This window comes from Cystobacter fuscus (genome assembly GCF_002305875.1).
Lineage (GTDB): Bacteria > Myxococcota > Myxococcia > Myxococcales > Myxococcaceae > Cystobacter > Cystobacter fuscus_A.
The window spans coordinates 3,895,391-3,915,788 of sequence record NZ_CP022098.1 but is presented as its reverse complement, the minus strand read 5'-3'; the positions used below and the strand labels follow the sequence as shown (position 1 = coordinate 3,915,788).

The 20,398-nt window shown below is 66.9% G+C and carries 16 protein-coding genes; 11 read left to right on the top strand and 5 right to left on the bottom strand.

Features of this window, described 5'->3' with window-relative positions; genetic code table 11:
- Positions 1-4 precede the first annotated feature (4 nt).
- Entirely contained in the window at positions 5-1,525 is a 1,521-nt protein-coding gene (locus CYFUS_RS16115) for a flavin monoamine oxidase family protein (protein WP_157758470.1), read from the top strand.
- Positions 1,526-1,637: 112 nt separating this feature from the next.
- On the opposite strand, the gene CYFUS_RS16110 is transcribed toward CYFUS_RS16115, so the two are convergent.
- Positions 1,638-2,066: a tellurite resistance TerB family protein gene (locus CYFUS_RS16110; RefSeq protein ID WP_095986033.1), complete on the bottom strand. Its 429-nt coding sequence runs from the start codon at positions 2,064-2,066 to the stop codon at positions 1,638-1,640.
- A gap of 212 nt (positions 2,067-2,278) precedes the next feature.
- Between CYFUS_RS16110 and CYFUS_RS16105 the strand changes: the two genes are divergently transcribed.
- Positions 2,279-4,975, top strand: coding sequence for an ATP-binding protein (locus tag CYFUS_RS16105; protein ID WP_095986032.1), 2,697 nt, complete (start codon positions 2,279-2,281; stop codon positions 4,973-4,975).
- Positions 4,976-5,493: 518 nt separating this feature from the next.
- On the top strand, positions 5,494-7,311 hold the full coding sequence (locus CYFUS_RS16100; RefSeq protein ID WP_232537597.1) for a M20/M25/M40 family metallo-hydrolase: 1,818 nt from the start codon (positions 5,494-5,496) through the stop codon (positions 7,309-7,311).
- Positions 7,312-7,421: 110 nt separating this feature from the next.
- Here the strand turns inward: CYFUS_RS16100 and CYFUS_RS16095 are convergent, their stop codons facing one another.
- A complete protein-coding gene (locus CYFUS_RS16095) occupies positions 7,422-8,366 on the bottom strand; it encodes a LysR family transcriptional regulator (RefSeq protein WP_095986030.1) in 945 nt (314 codons plus the stop codon).
- A 168-nt stretch (positions 8,367-8,534) separates the two neighbouring features.
- On the opposite strand from CYFUS_RS16095, the gene CYFUS_RS16090 reads away from it, so the two are divergent.
- Genes CYFUS_RS16090 through CYFUS_RS16075 form a run of 4 tightly spaced genes read left to right on the top strand, consistent with a single transcriptional unit; the run spans position 8,535 to position 11,390 of the window.
- Complete coding sequence (locus CYFUS_RS16090; RefSeq protein WP_157758469.1) at positions 8,535-9,401, top strand: TauD/TfdA dioxygenase family protein; 867 nt, start codon at positions 8,535-8,537, stop codon at positions 9,399-9,401.
- A 6-nt stretch (positions 9,402-9,407) separates the two neighbouring features.
- Positions 9,408-9,953, top strand: coding sequence for an FcoT family thioesterase (locus tag CYFUS_RS16085; RefSeq protein WP_095986028.1), 546 nt, complete (start codon positions 9,408-9,410; stop codon positions 9,951-9,953).
- Between the two features lie 33 nt (positions 9,954-9,986).
- Positions 9,987-10,967 carry a TauD/TfdA family dioxygenase gene (locus tag CYFUS_RS16080; RefSeq protein WP_095986027.1) on the top strand — a complete coding sequence of 327 codons (981 nt, stop codon included), beginning with the start codon at positions 9,987-9,989 and terminating at the stop codon, positions 10,965-10,967.
- Between the two features lie 12 nt (positions 10,968-10,979).
- Positions 10,980-11,390, top strand: a complete 411-nt coding sequence (locus tag CYFUS_RS16075) for a hypothetical protein (RefSeq protein WP_095986026.1) — start codon at positions 10,980-10,982, stop codon at positions 11,388-11,390.
- A gap of 86 nt (positions 11,391-11,476) precedes the next feature.
- Here CYFUS_RS16075 and CYFUS_RS16070 read toward each other — a convergent pair whose 3' ends face one another.
- Positions 11,477-12,355: a hypothetical protein gene (locus CYFUS_RS16070; RefSeq protein ID WP_095986025.1), complete on the bottom strand. Its 879-nt coding sequence runs from the start codon at positions 12,353-12,355 to the stop codon at positions 11,477-11,479.
- Positions 12,356-12,727: 372 nt separating this feature from the next.
- Between CYFUS_RS16070 and CYFUS_RS16065 the strand changes: the two genes are divergently transcribed.
- Positions 12,728-13,744 carry a hypothetical protein gene (locus CYFUS_RS16065; RefSeq protein WP_095986024.1) on the top strand — a complete coding sequence of 339 codons (1,017 nt, stop codon included), beginning with the start codon at positions 12,728-12,730 and terminating at the stop codon, positions 13,742-13,744.
- Positions 13,745-13,929: 185 nt separating this feature from the next.
- Positions 13,930-15,126: a crotonyl-CoA carboxylase/reductase gene (gene ccrA, locus CYFUS_RS16060; RefSeq protein ID WP_232537596.1), complete on the top strand. Its 1,197-nt coding sequence runs from the start codon at positions 13,930-13,932 to the stop codon at positions 15,124-15,126.
- 24 nt (positions 15,127-15,150) lie between these two features.
- Here the strand turns inward: ccrA and CYFUS_RS16055 are convergent, their stop codons facing one another.
- Positions 15,151-16,914, bottom strand: a complete 1,764-nt coding sequence (locus CYFUS_RS16055) for a CotH kinase family protein (protein ID WP_095986022.1) — start codon at positions 16,912-16,914, stop codon at positions 15,151-15,153.
- A 328-nt stretch (positions 16,915-17,242) separates the two neighbouring features.
- Between CYFUS_RS16055 and CYFUS_RS16050 the strand changes: the two genes are divergently transcribed.
- Complete coding sequence (locus CYFUS_RS16050) at positions 17,243-18,442, top strand: hypothetical protein (protein WP_095986021.1); 1,200 nt, start codon at positions 17,243-17,245, stop codon at positions 18,440-18,442.
- A 13-nt stretch (positions 18,443-18,455) separates the two neighbouring features.
- On the opposite strand, the gene CYFUS_RS16045 is transcribed toward CYFUS_RS16050, so the two are convergent.
- The gene (locus CYFUS_RS16045; RefSeq protein WP_095986020.1) at positions 18,456-19,622 is read right to left on the bottom strand and encodes a DUF6051 family protein; all 1,167 of its coding nucleotides are present in this window, start codon (positions 19,620-19,622) and stop codon (positions 18,456-18,458) included.
- Positions 19,623-19,781: 159 nt separating this feature from the next.
- Between CYFUS_RS16045 and gstA the strand changes: the two genes are divergently transcribed.
- Positions 19,782-20,390, top strand: a complete 609-nt coding sequence (gene gstA, locus CYFUS_RS16040; protein WP_095986019.1) for a glutathione transferase GstA — start codon at positions 19,782-19,784, stop codon at positions 20,388-20,390.
- Positions 20,391-20,398 lie beyond the last annotated feature (8 nt).

Sequence of the window (20,398 nt, the reverse complement as noted above, 5' to 3'; positions counted from 1 at the left end):
TGACATGATGAAGAGAAGGTATTGGCTCTCATCCCTGTTGATGGTGGTTCTCGCCATCCAATCCTGTTCGGGCAGGAACCCGGAGCCCCCCTCGCCCCCCTCGAGGGACGCCCCCGTCGTCATCGTCGGCGCGGGTCTGACGGGGCTGACCCTGGCCTACGAACTGAACAAGGCGGGCATCAACTCACTGCTCGTCGAGGCGGCTCCGCGCCTGGGCGGCCGCGTCCAGACGATCACCTTCCCCGACGGTGCCACCGCCGAGGCTCACATGGAGGAGTTCTTCGAGCGCAGCCCCGCGGTGGCGCTACTGCGGGAGCTCAACCTCCCCTTGAGCGAGGACGTCGCCCACTCGTCCGTGCGGCTCGATGGGCAGATCCATCCCTACCAAGGGGAGGGAGAGCGCGACACGTACCTCGCGGGGATCTTCAACGAAGGGGAGCGCGCGGCGTTCCTCCGGTGGAACGCCAAGGCCTGGAACCTCTACTCCCAGTTGCACGCCAGTCATGAGGCGGGAACGCCACTGACACCGGAGTTGGAGGCGCTCATGCACATCAGCTTCGCGGAGTTCATCGCCCGCGACGAACTTCCGCACAAGGTCGGTGAGTGGATCCGCGTCACGCTGGAGCCCGAGCTCGCCATCGAGTGGGACAAGATCTCCGCGCTCGACGGGCTCGACGAGATGCGCCTCTTCCTGGATTCACCGGAGGGGTTTGGCGAGAAGAACTACCACGTCCTCGGTGGCAACACGCTTTTCACCGAGGGGCTCGCCGCCCACCTGCGTCCCGGCCAGCTCATGACCCAGGCCCGCGTCACCGCCATCGAGCAGACGGACTCGGGCGTGAAGGTGCGGGTCCTCCAGGATGACCGCCAGTTCCTCGACATCACCGGGCGGATGGTGGTGGTCACCGTGCCGGTCCATCTCCTGGGGAGGATCCAGTTCTCGCCTTCGCTCAGCCCCGAGAAGCGGCAGGCCATCCAGACAACGAGGATGGGGAGCTACGTCAAGGTGCACTTCCGTGTCGCGCCCGAGGCGTCCCCATTGTGGGAGGTGAATGGTGAGAACGTCCTGACGCTGCTCTCGGACTCGCCGGCCGGTACCATCTACGACGTGTCGGAGATCCAGGAAAACGAGCAGACGCCTCGGGACCGCGTCCTCACCCTGCTCCTGCACGCCCGGTTCGCGCGCGATGTCATGAACCTGCCGGCCGACGAGATGCGCGAGAAGAGCGCGGAGGCCCTCGACAATCTCTTCCCGGGTGTCCGCCAGCACATCCGTTCCGCGGAGCTCTTCGTCTACCCGCAGGCGGTGGCCTACTGGCCCCTGGAGCTCGGGCGCTCCCGCTTCGATGCCCTCGCGAACGAGCTGCGCCGTCCCCAGGGCCGCCTCTACATCGGAGGCGACACGACGGAGAACAGCCACTCGGAAGGCGCCGTCATCGCCGGGCTCCGGATCGCGCGGCAGATCATCGAGCGTCGGGGCGAGCTGGGGGAGCGAGTGGATTCTCCCCGGGCCGCCGCGCAGTAGGCGGGCGGAGGGGATCCCAGCCCCACCCGTCGCGGCAACCCCAGTCCAACCACGGCGGCACCTCGAAGGCTCGTCGCGGGCGGCCTTCGGGGAGTCGGGCACCACCCTCGAGCTAGAGCAGCTTCGCCATGATCTCGCGCTCGCGCTGCTCGAGCTTGATCGAGGCGAGCGTCCAGTCGATGAGTTCGTCGGCGACAGATACATCGAGACCGAAGGCACCAGCGGCCTCCTTCACCGACGCACGCTCCTCGTTCGCGATCTCCCCGTCGGCGCACGCCACCTCGACGATCATGCGCAGGAGGGAGGCGCGCAGCTCGCGGATCTCGATCTTGCTGACGATGTCGGTGAGGCGACTGGGCTTCTGGAATTCCCGCTCGATGAGCGCGGCGACCTCCTCGTCGCTGGGCGACAGGCCCATGCCCATCACCACCTCATCGAGCTGCTGGCGCTCGTCCTCGGTGACGCGGCCATCGCTCGCCGCCACGTTGGCCATGGCCTGGACGAACGCCATCAGTTGCTCCTGGGGGTACTCGCGCGACATGTCGTCTCCTTGGCGAGCGGCGCGCGGCTGGCCGGGGACTCGCGGACTCAGGACGGGCCGGGCTGCTCGGCGAAGCAGGATAGTGGGCGCCAACGAGGACCGGAAACGGTTTTCGCCCGGGTGCGTGGAAGCGTGGCCTCGGCCCGGCCCCACCGGGCTTCGAGAGCGCCTCCCACGTGACTTCGTGTTAAGCCGACTCCGCCGAGGTTCCCGTGTCCAATCCGCCGCCCCCGAACGACAACGCCGGACGCGACGTGGCTTCCCAGGATGAGCCCGCGGGAACACCCACGGCCAGGCCGGGAGACGGCCCCCCGCGGGAGGGACTCGCACGGAGTCCCGAGCCGCTGGCGTTGCTGGAGGGAATGTTCACGCACTCCCCCATGCCCTTCATCATCTTCGATGCGGGCGGGCACGCGCGCCTGAACAACCGGGCCTATCGCGAGATGTTCGGGGCCGAACCGCCGCCCGGGTACAACCTCTTCGAGGACAAGGAGAGCGAACGGACGGGGCTGACCGGGTTCGTGCGCCGTGCCTTCCGAGGTGAGGCGATCCAGGCACCCACGGTCTGGTATGACCCCAACGAGCACTGGGAGCTCGGCGTGCGAGAGGCGCGGCGCGCGGCCATTTCCTGCACCTTCTTTCCCCTGATGGGCGCGGGCGGCGACGTGTCCCATGTGGCCATCGCCTTCAAGGACGTGACGGCGGAGTGGGTGGCACGAGAAGAAGCGGAAGCCGAGCGCGATCGGCTGCGCGAGGTGGTGGCGGAGAAGGAGTCCCTCGGCAAGAACCTCCGCATGTTGGAGATGCTCTTCCAACGCTCGTCCATTGGCGTCGTCTTCGGGATGCCAGATTCCCAGACGCTCACGTGGGCCAACCCGGCGTTCCGCCGGATGCATGGGTACTCCCCGGACGACATGGAGGAAATGGCGCTCGAGGCCCTCTTCGCGCCGGAGGAGCGGGCGCGGCTCCCCGAGCTCATGCGCCAGGTCCACGCAGAGGGGCACGTCACCTGGGAGTCCGTCCACCTGCGCCATGACGGAAGCCGCTTCCCCGTGATGATCGAGATGACGGCCGTGCGCGATGCCTCGGGGGCGATTCTCGCCCGCGGCGTGACCGTCCAGGACATCAGCGAGCACAAGCGACTGGAGGCCGAGCGCGTCGCGCACCTCCAGCGCACCGCGAAGCTGCAGGAAGTGACAGCCGCCTTCTCACGAGCCCTGACACCCGCCGAGGTGGCCCGCATCAGCGCTTCCGCGGGCATCGAGTTGCTCGGGGCGCGGGCGGGCGGGATCAGCCTTCTCAGCCCGGACGGCACGGAGCTCATCGCGGTGGGGACCGTGGGGTTGGGCGACGACCCGGTTCGCCAATACAGCCGCATTCCCATGACGGCGAAGATCGTGCCGGTGGACGCGGTGAAGACGCGGCGGCCCATCTTCTGTGACTCGGAGGCGGACTACCTGCGCGAGTACCCGGACGCCGCGCGGACCGACACCTTCCAGGGCGGTACCCGCACGAGCCTCCCCCTTTGCGTGGAGGATCGGGTGATCGGGTCGATGGGCTTCGCCTACGAGACATGGTGTCCCCTCTCCAGGGAGGAGCGCGAGTTGCAGCAGGCCCTGGCCCACCTGTGCGCCCAGGTCCTGGAACGGACCCGCCTCTACGCCGAGCAGCGACGGGCCGAGCAGCGCGCCAGCTTCCTCGCCCAGGTGGGCACCGCCCTCATGGAATCCCTGGACTACGAGGCCACGCTCACCCGCATCGCGCAACTGGCCGTTCCCTCCATCGCGGATTGGTGCACCGTCAACGCGATCCAGGACGAGCGGTCACTCGGCCGTATCGCCGCCGTCCACAAGGACGCCGACAAGTTGCCGCTCATCGAGGAACTGGAGCGCCGCTTCTCCCCCAACCACCACTGGGATGAGCGCTACCTGATGGTGTTGCGGCAGGGACGGCCCCGTCTCGTCGATGTGGTGGATGAGGCGGTGCTGGTGGGGGGTGCTCAGGACGAGGAGCACCTGCGCCTGATTCGAGCCCTGGGCGTGAGCTCCTGCATCATGGTTCCGCTCATCACCCGAGGCAGGCCGATGGGCGTGATTTCGCTGATGCGGTCGGATCCGGGACAGCGCTATGGCCCGGCCGACCTCGCGCTCGCGGAGGAGTTGGCCGGGCGCGCCGCCATGGCGATCGAGAATGCCCTTCTCTACAAGGAAGCCCAGGAGGCGATCCGCGCCCGGGATATCTTCCTCGGCATCGCCTCCCACGAGCTGAACACCCCCCTGACCTCCCTCAAGCTGAATCTCCATGGACTGCGGCGCGGCCTGGAGTCGCTGCTGCCCGGTGTGCTCGCGGAGACGGTCCGCGTGAAGTTCCCGCCCATCCAGCGCCAGGTGGACCGGCTCGCCAGCCTCGTGCGGGAACTGCTGGACGTGTCGCGTATCACCGAGGGGCGGCTGAAACTGGAGGTGGGGGAGGTGGACCTCGTCGCCGCGACCCGAGAGGTGGCCACGCGCTGCGCGGAGGACGCGGCCCGAGCGGGCTGCGAGCTGCGACTGGACGTCCCCGACCCGGTGGTGGGCGAGTGGGACCGGCTGCGGCTGGATCAGGTGCTCCAGAACCTGCTGTCCAATGCCATCAAGTACGGCCATGGCCAGCCCGTGACGGTGACGGTACGCGCCGACGCGGCCTCGGCCACGGTGACGGTGCGCGACAACGGCATCGGCATCGCGACCGAGGCGCAGGCCCGCCTCTTCCAGAAGTTCGAGCGCGTGGCCAGTGAGCGCAACTACAGCGGCTTCGGGCTGGGCCTGTGGATCGTGAAGCAGATCCTCGATGCCATGGGGGGCACCATCCAGGTGGAGAGCGCACCCGGGCGCGGCGCCACCTTCTCCGTTGTCCTGCCGCGCACCTGACCTACGGAAGGGAGGGGTTCCAGGTCGGCTGCCCTGACCTCCTCCCCATCCTTCTCATTGCACCCCATTTCCCACGGACGAGTGCTTTCATATCCATCCAGAGAATCATTACGCACGCCCATGCCAGAAATTGGGATGTGGCTTTTCATGGGGATGACTAATCAGCCCTCAGCGGATTGTCAACCAACCCCGACAGTTCCGCCCCTGCTCCAACAAGCCGGTGGGCTTTCCTGAGAAGGTTCTAAGGCACGCCCAGCATGGTCATTCCTCAGAGATTTCTCAGTTGCGGCCATACACCAGGCTCTACATCCAGTGAGTTCGCGAGGTTATGGATTCACTTTACTTCATTGGCTCGCCTTGATTATGAGGCCCCCACGCTGGCTGTGTCGCCACGGAAGAACATTGACAGTTTCTTCCTCTTCAGTCTGACACAGCAGTCACCAGGACTCAGGAGGGAAAAAGAAACTCCTGATCCAGCCGAAGCGGAGCGAATGCTCCGTGTAAACGGAAAGAATGACATGTCTAGATCTCCCATCCGACTCGCCTTCGTGGCGCTCCTAGGGTTTGTGTGCGCGTGTAGCCCGACAAAAGAGGCGCCGTCGAAGAAGACGCTGTCGAACGATGGACTCGAACAGCTCCAGCGCTACATCGACGAACGGTTGTTCGATGACCTCTCGAAGTTCGTCGCGGTCCAGACCTACCGCGGAGCGGACCTGTCCGAGGCCCAGGTCGTGGCCAACATCCAGCAGCTCCAGCAGGAGTTGCAGCTCCAGACCCAGCAGTTCAATGCGACGCAGCAGGTCCACAAGCTCGTCCCCTTCGAGTGGAAGAAGACGATCAATGGCCGCGAGTACTGGCTCTTCGGCGTGCGCGTGGGCTCCGGGCCACGTCGGGTCGCGCTGAGCAGCCATCTGGACACGGTGCCCGCTGGGAGCCAGGACAGTTGGGCGCCCTTCACGCTCGTGAAGGAGCAGCGGCTCTATCTGGGCACGGAGCAGGAGTTCTACGTCGGCCGCGGCTCCATCGACGACAAGGGCCCCGCCCTCGTCGCATTCAACGTCCTGAAGGCCGTGGCCCGGCAGTTCGACGGCGACCCCAGACTCGACCGCGTCACCCTGGAGGTCATCTTCGACACCTCGGAGGAGACCGACATGGCGATGCCCTACTACCTGGAAGACAAGCCGGAGGAGAACCCGAACCTGGGGGTCATCTTCGACGGCATCTGGTGCGTGCGCGCCGAGAAGGGAATGGAGCGCCCCGTCTTCACCATCAAGCGCGGGACCGCGGCGCCCACGGGCGTGTGGATTGAATCGCTCAACACCCCCCAGGGGCCCGTCAACCAGATTCCCGACTCGGCCATCGCCGTCATCCGCTCGGACTCGGCGGGGGCACTCCAGAGCTTCGCCCAGCAGGTGTCGTCCCTGTACCAGGCCTATGGGTTCGACGACCCCGCCTATCACCGGGCCCAGCTGACCGTGGATACGTCGGGACTGGCCGACAACCGCCTCGTGCTCACCACCAAGGTGAGCGGTGCGCAGCATGCCTCGACGCCGGATGAGAACCGGGAGGGGGGCGCCAACCCGCTGGTCTCCCTGGCCAACTTCTTGAGCGCCCAGGTGGGCACACACCTGGCACGCAATGAAGTCAGCGAGCTGATCCGTTTCATCTCCTGGAGCTGGGGCACCCAGGTCTTCGGCGAGCACCACCCGGACCTGCTGCTGAGCAACGATGAGGTCTTCACGGCGGGTAACGGGACGACGTATGCCGTGACCCGCTTCTACACGAACCCCGCGGGCGCTCCCGACATCGCCGCGCGGGTAGAGGTCGACGTCCGCTATGCCCTCGGCCACAACAGCGTGGCCTGGGATGGCAAGACCGAGGGCCTGGTCGGAGGCAAGGGAACGCCCAGCCGCTTCCAGGAAATCCTCACGCGGTTGCTGGGGCAATTCCCCGCCGAGGCCGGTTACACCCTCGCCTTCCAGACGACGACCTTGTTTCCGCCCGACGTCCGGCTGACGACGGGCCAGACGTTCCAGCGCGTCAGCTCGGCGTACGAGCAACTCCTCGGCGAGCAGTGTCCGACAGTGGCGGTGGGTGGCGCGACGAATGCCAAGGGCAATACGCACCTGATCGCCGCCGGCGCGCTGTTCACCAAGAAGCTGGGGCCGCCCATCAACTTCCACGGCATCAACGAGGGCGCTCCGGTCGAGGATCTGCGCAAGAGCGCCAACATCCTCTACAACCTGTTGACGGATGAGGTGGAAGGAGCCGCGAAGGCCTCGTCCACCGTCCGGCCCCTCTTCACGCCGATGCGCGTCACGCCGGACTTCCACTAGTCCGCGACGGGGAGCCCCAGCGACGTCGCGCGCGACCCCGTCCCATCCCTCGAGGACGGGGTCACGCGGGCGCCCCCCCCACGCGGCCTGGGAACGAAACGGCCCGGGCGTCACGACCCCCGGGACGGCAAAATCCTTTTCATGATCTTGGGAGGCTCGAGCAGGAGGGCGGCCTCGGCGGCGTCGATCAGTGCCCGCAGCCGGGGATGGTGTCGAAAGTCTCGATGGTAGCCCATCCAGACATCCCGACCGGGAGGCGGCTCGCCGAGATCCACCCGCTCCAGGCCGGGAGTGGACTCCGCCACCTGAAGAGGTAGCACCGCGATTCCTCCTCCCTCGGTGCACATCCGCGCCTGCACGTCGCGGCTGGTACTGCGCCCCATGATGCGTGCCTTGGGCAGCCGCCCCGTGAGCCAGACGACATCCGCCTGGTGGCTGAGCGCCGCATCCATGGTAATCAAACAATGACCCGCGCCCCCCGTGGACGGATGCGGCATCCCTCGCTGCTCCAGGTAGGCGCGCGAGGCATAGACCCCGTAGTGAACGTGCGTGAGCTGCCTCTGCACCACATGGGCCTGCTCGAAACGGTTGAAGCAAAAGACAAGGTCGGTTTCCCGCCGGTCGAGGCGCAATAGACGGGGATCCGTACTGAGCTCCACCATCATGCGCGAATGCTTCTGCTGGAGCCGGGCGATGACGGGCGCCAGGACACGGCTGGCGAGCCAATCCGAGGCGGAGACACGCAGGGTCCCCTCGAGTTCACCGTTACGCGCGGCGAGCTGGCGCTCGAAGGCCAGGGCCTCCTCTTCCATGCGCTCGGCGTGAGCCAACACCGCCATGCCCTCATCCGTCAGGACGTACCCGTCGGAGGTACGCCTCAACAACTTGCAGCCCACGAGCTTCTCCAGCGACTGGAGCCGGCGGCCCATCGTGGGTTGCGTCAGCCCCATGGCCCGCGCCGCACCTACCAGCGAGCCATCTCTCGAGATGGCGAGGAAGATCTTGAGATCATCCCACTGCGGGCTTCGTGTGTTCTTCGTGCGATTTCGTTTCATGCATCAATGTATACTGTGAATTCATAAACGGCTATTTCCAATTAATCTAGAATAAGACAATCTACCTCCCGTACTGACGCCCCGAGTGCGGGGACGGTCGTACCGGCGGGACTGGCGGGCCAGCGGATGGCTCACCCCCGCCCGAATCAAGCAAGAGGTGCAGTGACAATGAAGATACAAGAAGGGTTCATCAACGGCGTGGGCGCGCTGGTTGACAAGGTGGACGTTCGAAGGTTCGGTAACGAGGAGGCGCGCGAGCTCCGCGAGAACGTGCTCTACCGGCGGCGCTTCATCCTCTTTCGTGGTCAGAAGCTCTCCACCACCGAGTACATCGACTTCGCCCGGAAGCTCGGAACTCCCCAGGTCTACCTGCAAGACAACTATCACCACCCCGAGCACCCGGAGATCTTCATCTCCTCCAATGTCTCGATCAATAGCAGGAAGATGGGGGTGTCCAGGACGGGCTACTACTGGCACACGGACTGCTCCTTTCAGCAGCAGCCCCTGTCATTGACGATGCTCTACCCGCGAATCCTTCCCGAGGGCCGCCGGGAGACGCTGTTCATCGACATGCCCTCCGTCCTGGAGCGGCTGCCCATGGGGCTTCGGCAGCGGCTCGAGGGCCGTGACGCCTGGCACGGCGGCAACGGGCGCTACAAGGTCCGGGAGGAGGACATCGGCAAGCCCCTCCATGAGCTCATCGAGGCCGAAGCCAGACTCGCACCGCCCGTTCGCCATCCCAGCATCATCCAGCATCCCCTCACCCAGGAGCGGTCGCTCTACGTCAACGAGGGGTTCACCCAGCGCATCGATGGCTATGCGGCGGACGAGAGTTCGGCGCTGCTCGCGGACGTCTTCGCCTTCATCGCCAGGCCCGAGCACGTCATCACGCATGAGTGGGAAGAGGGCGACATCCTCGTCTGGGACAATCGCACCCTGCTCCACCGCTCTGGCGCGAGCCCGCGGCACGAAGCGCAGATGATCTACCGGATTGGTCTCTACGACGGTCACCCCTTCTACTCCCCCAAGGATTGATTCCCCATGGATGCATCGCTGATCGAGTCCACGCCCCTCCTGGTTCCCCCCGCGCGGCCGGTCCCGCGGGAGCTGCTGGAGCTCGTGCTCGCGCCCTATCTGCCCCCGTGCCGGTACATGAAGCACGCCAACGTGGTCCCCGCGGCGTCCGACACGACGTTGGCGCTGCGAGGGGATTTCGTGATTCCGTCGTCCTGCTACATCGACTCGACCGGGCACTTCAACGCGGTCGAGGCCAACATCTGCGTCAACCAGTTGGGCTATCTGATGTTCGCGTGGTCCCTGGTGGAGGCGAAGACGCATCCGTTCGCCGCCACCGTCGGTCCGTTCGACCTGCGGGCCTTCCGCGAGAAGCAGTTGCCGAACATGTGGATCCTCTCCCTGCAGACGTCCTTCCGCAGGGCCATCGATCCTCGCGGCTTCCAGGGCACCATCGAGTGGACCGAGGTCACGCGCAAGCGCGCGGACCTGCTGATGCTGTCCATGTCCTTCCGGTTCTCGGACGGTGCCAACGGTCAGGCCGAGGGCAAGGTGCTGTTCGCCGTCACCTGAGTCCCATCAAAGACATCATTGGAGCCATACATCATGAATGACATCATCAAGACAGACATTCTCTACCCCGAAACCGACTTCCTGCTGCGCATCGAGGCCAGGCGGGAGGGCATGTCGGCGGCGCAATGGGCCGAGGAGAACAAGGCGTTCCTGAAAGCCGCCATCCTCCGCCACCGTGGCGTCATCCTGCGGGGCTTCGACTGCGACCGCAACGGCTTCTCGGCTACCGCGAAGGCGCTCGAGCCCGAGTCCATCGACTACCGGGGAGGCATCGGGCCGCGAACGCTCGTCGCGCCCGAGGTCTACAACTCGACGGAGCTGCCGCCCAAGCACAGCCTCGCCCAGCACCATGAGATGGCCTACAACGCCTACTGGCCGATGCAGATCCTGTTCTTCTGCGAGGAGCCGCCAGAGGAAGGGGGGGCGACCACCCTGTGCGACGCGCACCAGCTCTACCGGCGTCTGCCCCGGACGGTGCTCGACAAGTTCCTCTCACTCGGGCTCAAGTATGTGCGCAATTACACGCAGGATACGCCCTACCGCTCCATCCAGGAGACGTTCGGGACCACGGACAAGCAGTGGATCACCGAGTTCTGCCGGGGCAACGGCGTCCAGGCTGAGTGGAATGGAGAGCGGCTGACGCTCACCCAGAGGGCCCCGGCCGTGCGCGAGCACCCCACGACGGGCACGCCCATCTTCTTCAACACCCTGGCCCTGTGGCACTACACCTACTGGTCGAAGCTCCTCGGCTCTTTCGGCGGCCCGATGTCGAGCGCCGCCCAGGGCGAGGCCTGGCAGAACTCCCTCTACGGTGATGGCACCCCCATCGAGGACTCGGTCGTCGCGGACATCCTCGCGCTGTACGAGGAAGAGGAGATCTCCATCGAGTGGAAGAAGAGTGACATCCTCTACTTCGACAACATGCTCGCGTCGCATGGCCGGAAGCCCTTCGCTGGCCGGCGGAAGATCCTCGCGGCGTTCCGCTCACCCCGTCACGCCTCCGCGAAGGCGTAGTCAGGACCGCACATGGAAGCCGTGAGAACCATCTGTCGTGAGATCGTCGAGGGGTTGGAGGGCGGGCTCGCCTGTGCCGTCGTCGACCTCCGGACCACCGAGCTCATCGGGGTCCACAACAAGGTCACCGGAAAAAGCACCCTGCACTCGTCCGTGGTCATCGGACTCGCGCAGATGTTCAGGGGTCCGACCGTCACCCAGGTCGAGCAACTGGTGCGCATCCAGCGTGGCATCCCGGAGAACGGCGAGCACTACTTCGAGGAAGTGCAGATCATCTCCCGCAACAACCTGCACTTCGCGAGCGTGCTCTCCAAGGGGCGGGCCGCGATCATGTTGATCACCGCGCGCACCAGCTCACTCGATGAGGGCTGGCGGCTCGTGCGCGAGCACATTCCTCGCGTCGAGGACGCCCTCGGGGGCTGAGGGCCTTCGTCGAGGACCCCCGGAAATGAGTCACCCCCCACCGGCACCGGGCCGATGAGGGGTGGAGGGGCGATGCAGGGACCGGCTCAGGCCTTGGTGTTGGTCAGGCGGGCCAGCTGGATGGTGAGGTCGGTCAGCTGCTGCGCCTGGAGCAGCTTGGAGGCGTCCTCGGTCGAGGAGATGTTGCCCTGGGCCTCCGCGAGCGCGCCCTGCTCCTCCGCCAGGTCGGTCAGCTCGAGGTTGCTGATGGAGCCATCCTCGAGGCCCTTGGCGATGTCGCTGAGCTGCTGGGCCTGGTGCTGGGACGCCGGGTTGATGGAGGCGAAGGAGGCCTTGTCACCGTTCTCGAACGCCGACTTGGTGTTCGTGATGTTCTCCATGCTCAGCTTCTGGAGGTTCGCCGCCTCCTCGGCCGTGACGTTGCCGTCCGCCGACGCGGCCCGGGTCGCCTCGGCCAGCTTCTTCACGCCCTGCATCAGCGGGCCGAGCTCCTGCGGGGTGATCTTCCCGGACTTCACGCCCTCGGAGATCTTGCTCAGCAGGGCGGCCTGCTCCTGCTTCGCGTTGTTGAGCACCTGGGCCTGAGCGGCGAAGGGCAACGCCACCCCACCCTGCTGGGAGCCCGGCGCGCCACCGGGGCCCTGCTGGGGACCGCCCGCCTGCGGGTTCTGGAGGGCTTCCAGCGTCTGCAGCAGCTGCTGGAACTGCTGGAGCAGCGGATTGGTGCCTTCCGCGCCACCCGAGCCATTCGTGCCGCCCGGCTTGTTGCCGCCCCCGAAGGAGTCGCTCTTGCCTTGAATGCTGTCCTGGAGGGTCTGCAGGGCCGTCATCATCTGCCCGAGCATCTGCAGCATCTTGCCGGCGTTCTCGAGGCTGAGCTTGCCCTGTCCCTGGGAGCCCTGCGTGGAGGTCTGCAGGAGCTGGAGCAACAGGTTGTTGGCGTTGTTCTTGACGGAGATGGACATGGGAGGCTCCGGAAAGCAGAGGGAAGGGGGGAGATGCGGCGCGGGGAGGTATCGGTCCTGCGATGGGGAAGAGTATTGCAGCCGCCATGCCAGCGTCCAGGCACCTCGGAAATATCCACCCTTCGAGAAAAATGGGTTGATCCGCGCCGAGTTCCTCTCGAGGCCCGAGAAGGACGCGCCTCCCGCGGGTGCTCGCTGGTGACAACAGTCACCAGGGGTGGTGACTCCAGTCCCGCGAGGGTCTGGCGCGGGGGTGGTCGAAATGGGGCGAGGAAAAGGCTGTCAAGTGACAGGATAGTCACCTGAGCGCTGGTTGGAGTTGGTGTATTGGGGCGCATCCCCCTGTTCTCTCCTCGATCAAGGAGTCACCTGATGCGTCGTCTTGGCCAAGCCCTTCTCGCCGTGAGCCTGTTCGCCGGTTGCGGTGGTACCGAACCCGCTCCCTCCACCGAGTCCATCGAGCAGCAGCGGGCGCCGCTCACCACCACGGACGTGGACGTGGCTCCGGAGTGTCAGGGCATCATCGACTTCGTGAACACGGCGTCCTTCCAGACGCTGGACGTGTACCTGCCGAGCGACGTCGCCAACAACCTCATCGCCCGGCGCACGTCGTCACCGTTCACGTCCCTGGCGGACGTCGCCTCGGTCCGGCTGGTCGGTCCGACCCGCATCGCGCAGATCGAGGGCGGTGCCCGGGAAGAGGAGTTCATTGGCCCCAGCTGCGTGGGCATCCTGGACGGCCTCGCGGTGTCCACCGATGACGCCGCGGCGATCGTGTCGCTGGTGAACAGCATCAGCGACAGCGAGCTGCATGACGTCCTGCCGTACGCGTGGAATGGCGCCGTGAACCTGCTCAACCTGCGCCCGTTCACGTCGGTCCAGGACATCTCCAAGGTCACGGGGATCAGCGAAGTGAGCCTGCGCAACCTCCGGAACGCGGCCACGCTGAGCCGGCCCCTCGAGGCGCTCATCGACACGGTGAACGCGGTGCCAGGCAGGGACCTCTACGGCGCGAGCATGGCCCGCCACTTCGACTGGTGGCAGATCGTGACGACGAGCGGCTCCTACCGTGTTGGCCACCTGGAGTGCTTCGGGCTCGAGCCGAGCAGCGTTCCGTATGGCGCGACCGTCCGCCCGAACCTGGCCGACGCCGCCGAAGTGCGTGCCGAGTTCCTGGACACGCTGAACCTCGCCAACCGGAACCATGAGATTCCCCAGAGCGTGATCGACACGGGCCTGGCCAACCTCGACGCGCTGACCGCGGGGCGCTCGTTCAAGGGCTGCTACTTCAGCTACGCGGACGATCCGTGGAGCGGCAACAACGTCGCCATCTTCGTCGACACCGTGAACGGGTTCAGCCTGCTGACCAAGACCTACTGGAGCGAGTGACCTCCCCTCGCCGCCAGAGGCGATGGAATCCGGTGGCACCCGGCCCACACGGTGGATGACACCCTGTTCCCCGGGACGCGGAGCGCCTATAAGACGCACGGAGTCGAACTCCCGCACACCGCGTCACACCGCCTTCCATGCGCCCAGACTGCTTTCCCATTGGTGAGTTGCCCCCCCTGGGGGTCGTGCCCCGCCGGATGTTCGCCCAGGTGATTCGCTCCTCACGCCTCGGCGAGCCGCGCACGGCCTTCCAGCTCGAGCAGTTGGAGGTCCCCCCGCTGGGGCCCAGGGACGTGCTCGTCCTCGTGATGGCCGCCGGCATCAATTACAACAACGTCTGGGCCGCCCAGGGCACCCCCGTGGATGCGTGCAAGCTGCACGCGCGCTACGGGGAGCCCTCGGATTTCCACGTGGGCGGCTCGGATGCCAGCGGCATCGTCTACGCGGTGGGTGAGAAGGTGACCCGGGTGCGGGTGGGAGACCACGTGGTCGTCCACTGCGGCCGCTGGGACGAGGACGCCCCGGAGATCGCCGAGGGCATGGATCCGGCCTTCCACCCCTCGTTCCACATCTGGGGCTACGAATCCAACTGGGGCTCCTTCGCGCAATTCACCCGGGTGCAGGAGCTGCAATGCCTGCCCAAGTGGCCCCACCTGACGTGGGAGGAGGCCGCGGCGCCGACGCTCGTGGGCGCCACGGCCTACCGGATGCTCCACGGCTGGACGCCCAATACCCTGAAGAAGGGCGAGCCGGTGCTCGTCTGGGGAGGGGCGGGAGGTCTGGGTTGCATGGCCATCCAGCTCGCGGTGCTCGCGGGCGCGCGGCCGGTAGCCGTGGTCTCCAGCGAGGAGCGCGCCGGGTTCTGCAAGCAGCTCGGCGCGGTTGGCACCATCAACCGCCGGAACTTCGATCACTGGGGGATGTTGCCGCACTGGACGGACACCGCGGCGTATGACCGGTGGATGGAGGGCGCCAAGGCCTTCGGCAAGGCCTTCTGGGACGCGCTCGGGGAGAAGCGCAACCCCACCCTCGTCTTCGAGCACCCCGGAGAGAGCACCACCCCCACCAGCATCTTCCTCTGCCAGACGGGAGGCATGGTCGTCACCTGCGCCGGCACCACCGGCTACAACGCCACGGTGGACCTGCGCTACCTGTGGATGAGGCAGAAGCGCTTGCAGGGTTCCCACTTCGCCAACCGAGACCAGGCGGCCGCCTTCAACGAGCTGCTGCGGGACGGACGGCTCTCCCCCTGCCTGTCCCGCACGTTCTCCTTCGGCAGCCTGCCCGAGGCGCACCAGCTCATGAGCGAGAACAAACACCCGGATGGCAACATGGCCATCCTCGTGGGCGCGCCGCGTCCGGGCCTCAAGGACGTGCCGTAGCGCCCCCGCCACGCCCCCCCTCGTTCAAGAGCCGGTTGGCTGGCGCTCGAAGTCCTCGCTCCCGGGCGTCACCCGGCCATACTTCATCCCCGAGGGCAGTGGGCCGTAATAGGCCACATCCTCCGGGCCATACACGAGCGGCTTGCCGCTGGCGGACAGACGATTGCCATTGAAGAGGCCCACCTCGCCCCCCTGGCGGCTCAGGACGAAAGGCAGATGGGTGGCGCCCTCCGACGTCTTGCCATCCGCCGTCAAGCGCAGGCGCTGGCCCGGGCTCAGCGTGACGGAAGGCAGTCGGGCGCGCACGGTGGCTCGCAAGTCGTTCGTCAGCTCATACCCCGCCAGGGACACGGCGGACGTCCCCCGGTTGTACAGCTCCACATAGCCCTTGCTCCCGGCGGAGATCGTCTGGATGACCAGGGGGCCCGTGCCGTGGTTCTTGAGCGCATCGAGCGTCCCGAGCAGGAAGGCCCGTCGCTCGCGCACGTACCTCTGGAGGAAGTCACGCGCCCGGGCCACGTGCACGGGCGAGGCATGGGGATCCCTCGCCATCTCCGGCCCCGCCACCGCCCAGAGCGCGTCGATGTGAGCACTCGCCCGGGCCTGGGAGAAGGGACCCGCGAGCGCCGCCTCGAGCTTCGCCAGCAGCCGGGCCCGCAGGGCTGGCCTGTCCCAGATGCGCGTATTGAGCACGTTCCAGGTCGGCCGGTAGACCGGACGCTCCGTCACGCGCTGCTCGTACACGCGCTGCACGAGGGAATCATACAGACTGAAGGCCTGCGGCCAGCGGTTGGTGATGGGCGGATCCTCGGGCGCCCACGTGCGCCAGGCGAGCATCTGCGCGTTGTTCAAATCCCAGGGCGTGTACTGCCAGCGATCCTTGCCCGGCTCGTGGATCCAATAGCTGCGTGAGTCCTCGATGACGATGTTGGAGATGAGCATGTCCGCGGCGAGGTTGCCCAGGTACGCCTCCACGTCCACGAACTGCTCGAGCTTCTCCTCGAACCGCGCGTCGTCGCTGTGGTTGATCCACTCGAGGAACGCTTCCAGGTCGGAGTTGTCCTCGGACTCCCGCGTCTTCTTCTCGAAGTCGTCCTGGTGCGAGCCCGCCTCGAGCGTCAGCTCGCAGTTGCGGCCACCACAGCGGTAGATGGCGGAGTTCTTCTCCAGCTCGTGGTGCTCCAGGTACTCCTTCCCCACGTGCTCCATGTCCAGGTAGAGCCCGTTGTGCTGGCCGTTGAGGCTCACGCGCACATAGCGGGCGCTCGGCACCGGCAGGCCCAGGGCCGTGTAGAGGTCCACCGCGAACTTCTCGGTCAGCTTGCCGCTGTCGTACCAGCTCGCCAGCAGCTCGAACTGATCCCGCTCATCCAGCTCGTAGCCCTTGTCCAGTTTGATCTTGAAGCTCTTCTGGGGAAGCGCGCGCGTACTGGCGCCCCGGTACTCCACCCGCGCCGGCGCCACACGCCCATCGAGCACCACCTCGGCCGGCACCGCCACATCCGCCTTCGGATCCGCATCCAGCCGCGCCAGGTTCTCCGGGGTGATGCGCAGCTCGAACACCGGGACGCGGCTCTGCACCGGCGGATAGGCCCCTGGCTCCGGAGCACCCGCGTTCTCAGCAGGAGGGGTGTTCCCCGTCCCGGAGGAGGACGCCGGAGGCGTGGGGACGACGGGCTCGGAGCCCAGGATGTTCCCCACGGAATCCGTCGTCGCGGGGATGGAGCCGGGCCCACACGCCAGCAATCCCACCACGCTCATCCCCAGCAGCCCGCTCCATCGTCGCATGCGTCCTCCGTGCAGAGTCGCGGCCCATCGTGCAGACGCCGTGCCTCACCCTGGGTCACCGAATGGAACGAAAAACCACGCCCACCTGCCTCTTCGGGCCTGTTTCCTCCCACACCCGGGAAAGATCCTTCCCACCCTGACGACTCCCGGACCCACTGAATGGCAATCCGGTGGACCGGATGGGAAAGCCGCGAGGACTCGGAACCGCCAGAGACCCACCCCGCCCTCGCCCGAGAGAAGTGAGCACATGAATCGCATCAGCGGGCCGGGTGTCGCCTGTTCGGCGTCTGCCCGGCATGGCATCCTGGTGTGCCTGTCAGGAGACAGCATGAAGCATGACACCCGGAAGGCTTCCGCGAGCGAACACTCCCGCCGGGCGAGCCCCTGGCGCTCCCCCGCCTGTGTCCTCCCCCTCATCGCGCTGATGCTGACGAGCGGGTGCCTGGGCCACCACTACGAGGTGTCTCGGGGAGAGATGGAGCGCATCGTCCAGACGCCTCCACAGGAGCGCGGACGCAACATCTACGCGGTGCAGCGCTTCTCGACCGCGGAGGATCCCGAGCCGGCCCCCGCCTGGGAACCACCCGCCGGCGAGCCGCCTCCCGGCTATGTGGTCACCCATCGCGGCCACTGGGTGCCCTCCCTCTATTTCGACTTCTACGGCTCGCCCTACTACGAGCCTCCCTACCGGCCATCGGTCGTGGCCACCGGAGCCGACGTCCATGGGGCCTCGGCGGTCCCCGGGGGCACCTCGTCGAGCAGCTCCTCGGGAGGTTCCTCCTCCGGCAACCTCGGCAACATCAACGGAATCAACGATCTGTTGGTGCTCGTCGTCGTCATGGGCGTGGGGGTCGGCATCGGGCTGGCCGCCACCGAAGGGGCTCGCTACGAGGGCTCGATCGCCGTGCACCCGCACCACCCGGTGCACCTCTGGCACCGCAACGGACGCCAGAGCATCGTCGCGCTCGATGAGCTCACGGCGGCGGACCTGAGCACCGTCTCCGAGGTCTCGCTCTCGGGAGAGGAGGGCGCCGGCATGTGGCTCAGCGGTGCCGCGCCCCTCAACCGCGCGGGCTTCTCGTACCAGTTCGGCGCGGGCAACGACAGCCTCGCGCTGCCCCGGGGCCTGATCGAGCGCGGCCCCGGCTTCCGCTTCGCGCTCGGCTACTACCCCACGAAGAAGTTCGGCCTGCTCGCCGACACGCGCATGCAGTTCGCCAGCAACGACGTCCGCGGCTACTACAACGTGCGCCTCGGCCTGGAGGCACAGTGGTACCCCCTGTCGCTGTGGCGGCTGCACCTGGGCCCCTTCGTCGGCGGGGGACAATCCTGGTCCGCCACCACGGGCGTGGGTCTGCCCACCAGCGAGGGCACACGGCCCTACGTCTCCTTCGGCGCGCTCGCGGAGCTGGAGCTGACCACGCGCCTGGGGCTGACGTTCCGCTGGACCCAGGACTGGTTGCCCAACTCCAATCCAGACGTCCGCGGCTTCGTCAGCTCCTGGTCGCTGGGGCTCGCCGTCTACTGAATCCGCGCGCGGCTCAACGCGCCAACCACGCCACCGCGCGCCCGAAGGTGTCCGCGAAGCTTCGCTCGACATCCGCTTCCAGCGCGGTCACGGCGGGGAACGGGTTGACGTGCTCGTAGTCGTAGGGCGGCGCCAGGATGTCCACCCGGACCCCCGTCCCCGCGAAGGTGTCCGCCACGGCGCCCGCCGGCGCCACCCGGTCCTCCTGGAGGGCGATCGCCTGGATGCGCGAGCCCACCCGCCGCAGGGCCGCCTCCCGCTCGGCGCGCAGGTGCTCCTCGCTCACCATGAGCTCGAACGCCCGGCCCACGGGGTGCTCCGAGAACAACCGGCTCAGCTCGGGCCGCACCCGCTTGAGGGGCTCCAGCTCCCTCAGGAGGAAGTGGCGCAGGGCCTGGACCGCCGCGCTGTCGAGGATCTCCCGCGCCAGCGGCTCCTGACGCGAGAGCACGCAGCCGCCGCAGAAGCTCACCACCCGGGACTCGGAGAAGCGTCCGTCTTCATCCGACAGCAGGAGGAGCTCCGAGATGAAGGCACCAATGGAGTAGCCGAAGAAGTCCAGCCGCGCGTCCGGCGCCAGCAGCGGCTCCTCGCCCTGGCGCACGCGCTGGGAGAGCGCCACGACGTCCTCCAGGGTGCGCAGGCCCGCCCAGAGGAAGCGCTCGGGTCGCGCGTGGAGGCGGGAGCTCAAGGCGGCATTGGCGAAGTAGGACAGCTCCAGGCCGGGGAGGCGGGATTGGCGGTCGCGGCTGAGCTGCCGCATGGGCCGGGGCTCGAACCAGAGCGCCGGGGAGCGCTCCATGTGGAAGGCGATGGGAAAGAGGATGACGGGCGCGCCGAGCCCCTCGGCGAGCGCCTTGGCCCACGGCAGGTACTTCTCCCACTTCTTCTCGTTGAGGCCGTGCAGGAGCACCACCCCCCGGGCTCCTCGCTCGAGGCCCGTGGGCGCGAGGATGCGGTAGGGAAAGGTCCGGTTCTCCTCGCAGTCGTCGCCCTGGTCCACCTGGCTCTCCAAGGAGCCGGGCACGAGCCCCTCGAGCGGAGCGGTGGGCGCCGAGGGCCCCTGGCCCGTGGAGAGGAACCGCCGGGCATGCAGGACGAGCCCGGCGTCCATCGGCCCATGTCCCCGGCCCCCTTGGAAGGCCTCCGCGAGCCCGCGGTACGTGCCGATGAAACCCATGAACAGCCTCCTGGTTGGTTCAACGATTCAACAACGCGAAGTGTCACGTACACGGCCAGTGACTGGAATGCGGACGGAAATCGTGGCGAGAGCTCGAAGAAGTGGGCAAATAGGCGCGCCCGCCGTCTCCGGGCAACCTCTTCCCAAGGAAATCCCCGAATGAAGCTCTACTACACGCCTGGTGCTTGTTCGCTGTCGCCCCACATCGTCCTGCGCGAGGCGGGCCAGACCTTCGACATCGAGAAGGTCGATCTGCGCACCAAGAAGACCGAGAGCGGCAAGGACTTCACCTCCGTCAACCCCAACGGCTACGTGCCCGCCCTGCAGCTGGACGACGGCAGCACCCTCACCGAGGGCCCGGCCATCGTGCAGTACATCGCCGACAAGGCGCCCCAGTCCAAGCTCGCGCCGGCCAACGGCACCCTGGAGCGCTACAAGCTGCAGGAGGCGCTCAACTTCATCGGCACCGAGCTGCACAAGAGCTTCGGCCCGCTCTTCAACCCCGCCTTCCCCGAGGACGCCCGGACGCTGGTGAAGGGCAACATCGACAAGCGCCTGACCGCGGTGAACGAGCGGCTGTCCAAGCAGTCCCACTTCCTCGGCGAGCAGTTCACCGTCGCCGACGCCTACCTCTTCACCGTGCTGAGCTGGACCGGGCACCTGGGCATCGATCTGAGCAAGTTCCCGGCGATCCAGGCCTACCAGGGACGCGTGGCCGCGCGCCCCAACGTGCAGGCCGCCCTGAAGGCCGAAGGCCTGCTGAAGTAATCCTCCGT

Bases quoted from the DNA above. Each gene is read 5' to 3' on its own strand.
- CYFUS_RS16115 (WP_157758470.1), top strand. From the start codon at position 5: ATGATGAAGAGAAGGTATTGGCTCTCATCCCTGTTGATGGTGGTTCTC.
- CYFUS_RS16110 (WP_095986033.1), bottom strand. From the start codon at position 2,066: ATGTCGCGCGAGTACCCCCAGGAGCAACTGATGGCGTTCGTCCAGGCC.
- CYFUS_RS16080 (WP_095986027.1), top strand. From the start codon at position 9,987: ATGAATGACATCATCAAGACAGACATTCTCTACCCCGAAACCGACTTC.
- CYFUS_RS16045 (WP_095986020.1), bottom strand. From the start codon at position 19,622: ATGGGTTTCATCGGCACGTACCGCGGGCTCGCGGAGGCCTTCCAAGGG.
- CYFUS_RS16070 (WP_095986025.1), bottom strand. From the start codon at position 12,355: ATGTCCATCTCCGTCAAGAACAACGCCAACAACCTGTTGCTCCAGCTC.
- CYFUS_RS16075 (WP_095986026.1), top strand. From the start codon at position 10,980: ATGGAAGCCGTGAGAACCATCTGTCGTGAGATCGTCGAGGGGTTGGAG.
- CYFUS_RS16095 (WP_095986030.1), bottom strand. From the start codon at position 8,366: ATGAAACGAAATCGCACGAAGAACACACGAAGCCCGCAGTGGGATGAT.
- CYFUS_RS16100 (WP_232537597.1), top strand. From the start codon at position 5,494: ATGTCTAGATCTCCCATCCGACTCGCCTTCGTGGCGCTCCTAGGGTTT.
- CYFUS_RS16055 (WP_095986022.1), bottom strand. From the start codon at position 16,914: ATGCGACGATGGAGCGGGCTGCTGGGGATGAGCGTGGTGGGATTGCTG.
- CYFUS_RS16085 (WP_095986028.1), top strand. From the start codon at position 9,408: ATGGATGCATCGCTGATCGAGTCCACGCCCCTCCTGGTTCCCCCCGCG.
- CYFUS_RS16065 (WP_095986024.1), top strand. From the start codon at position 12,728: ATGCGTCGTCTTGGCCAAGCCCTTCTCGCCGTGAGCCTGTTCGCCGGT.
- CYFUS_RS16050 (WP_095986021.1), top strand. From the start codon at position 17,243: ATGAAGCATGACACCCGGAAGGCTTCCGCGAGCGAACACTCCCGCCGG.
- CYFUS_RS16090 (WP_157758469.1), top strand. From the start codon at position 8,535: ATGAAGATACAAGAAGGGTTCATCAACGGCGTGGGCGCGCTGGTTGAC.
- gstA (WP_095986019.1), top strand. From the start codon at position 19,782: ATGAAGCTCTACTACACGCCTGGTGCTTGTTCGCTGTCGCCCCACATC.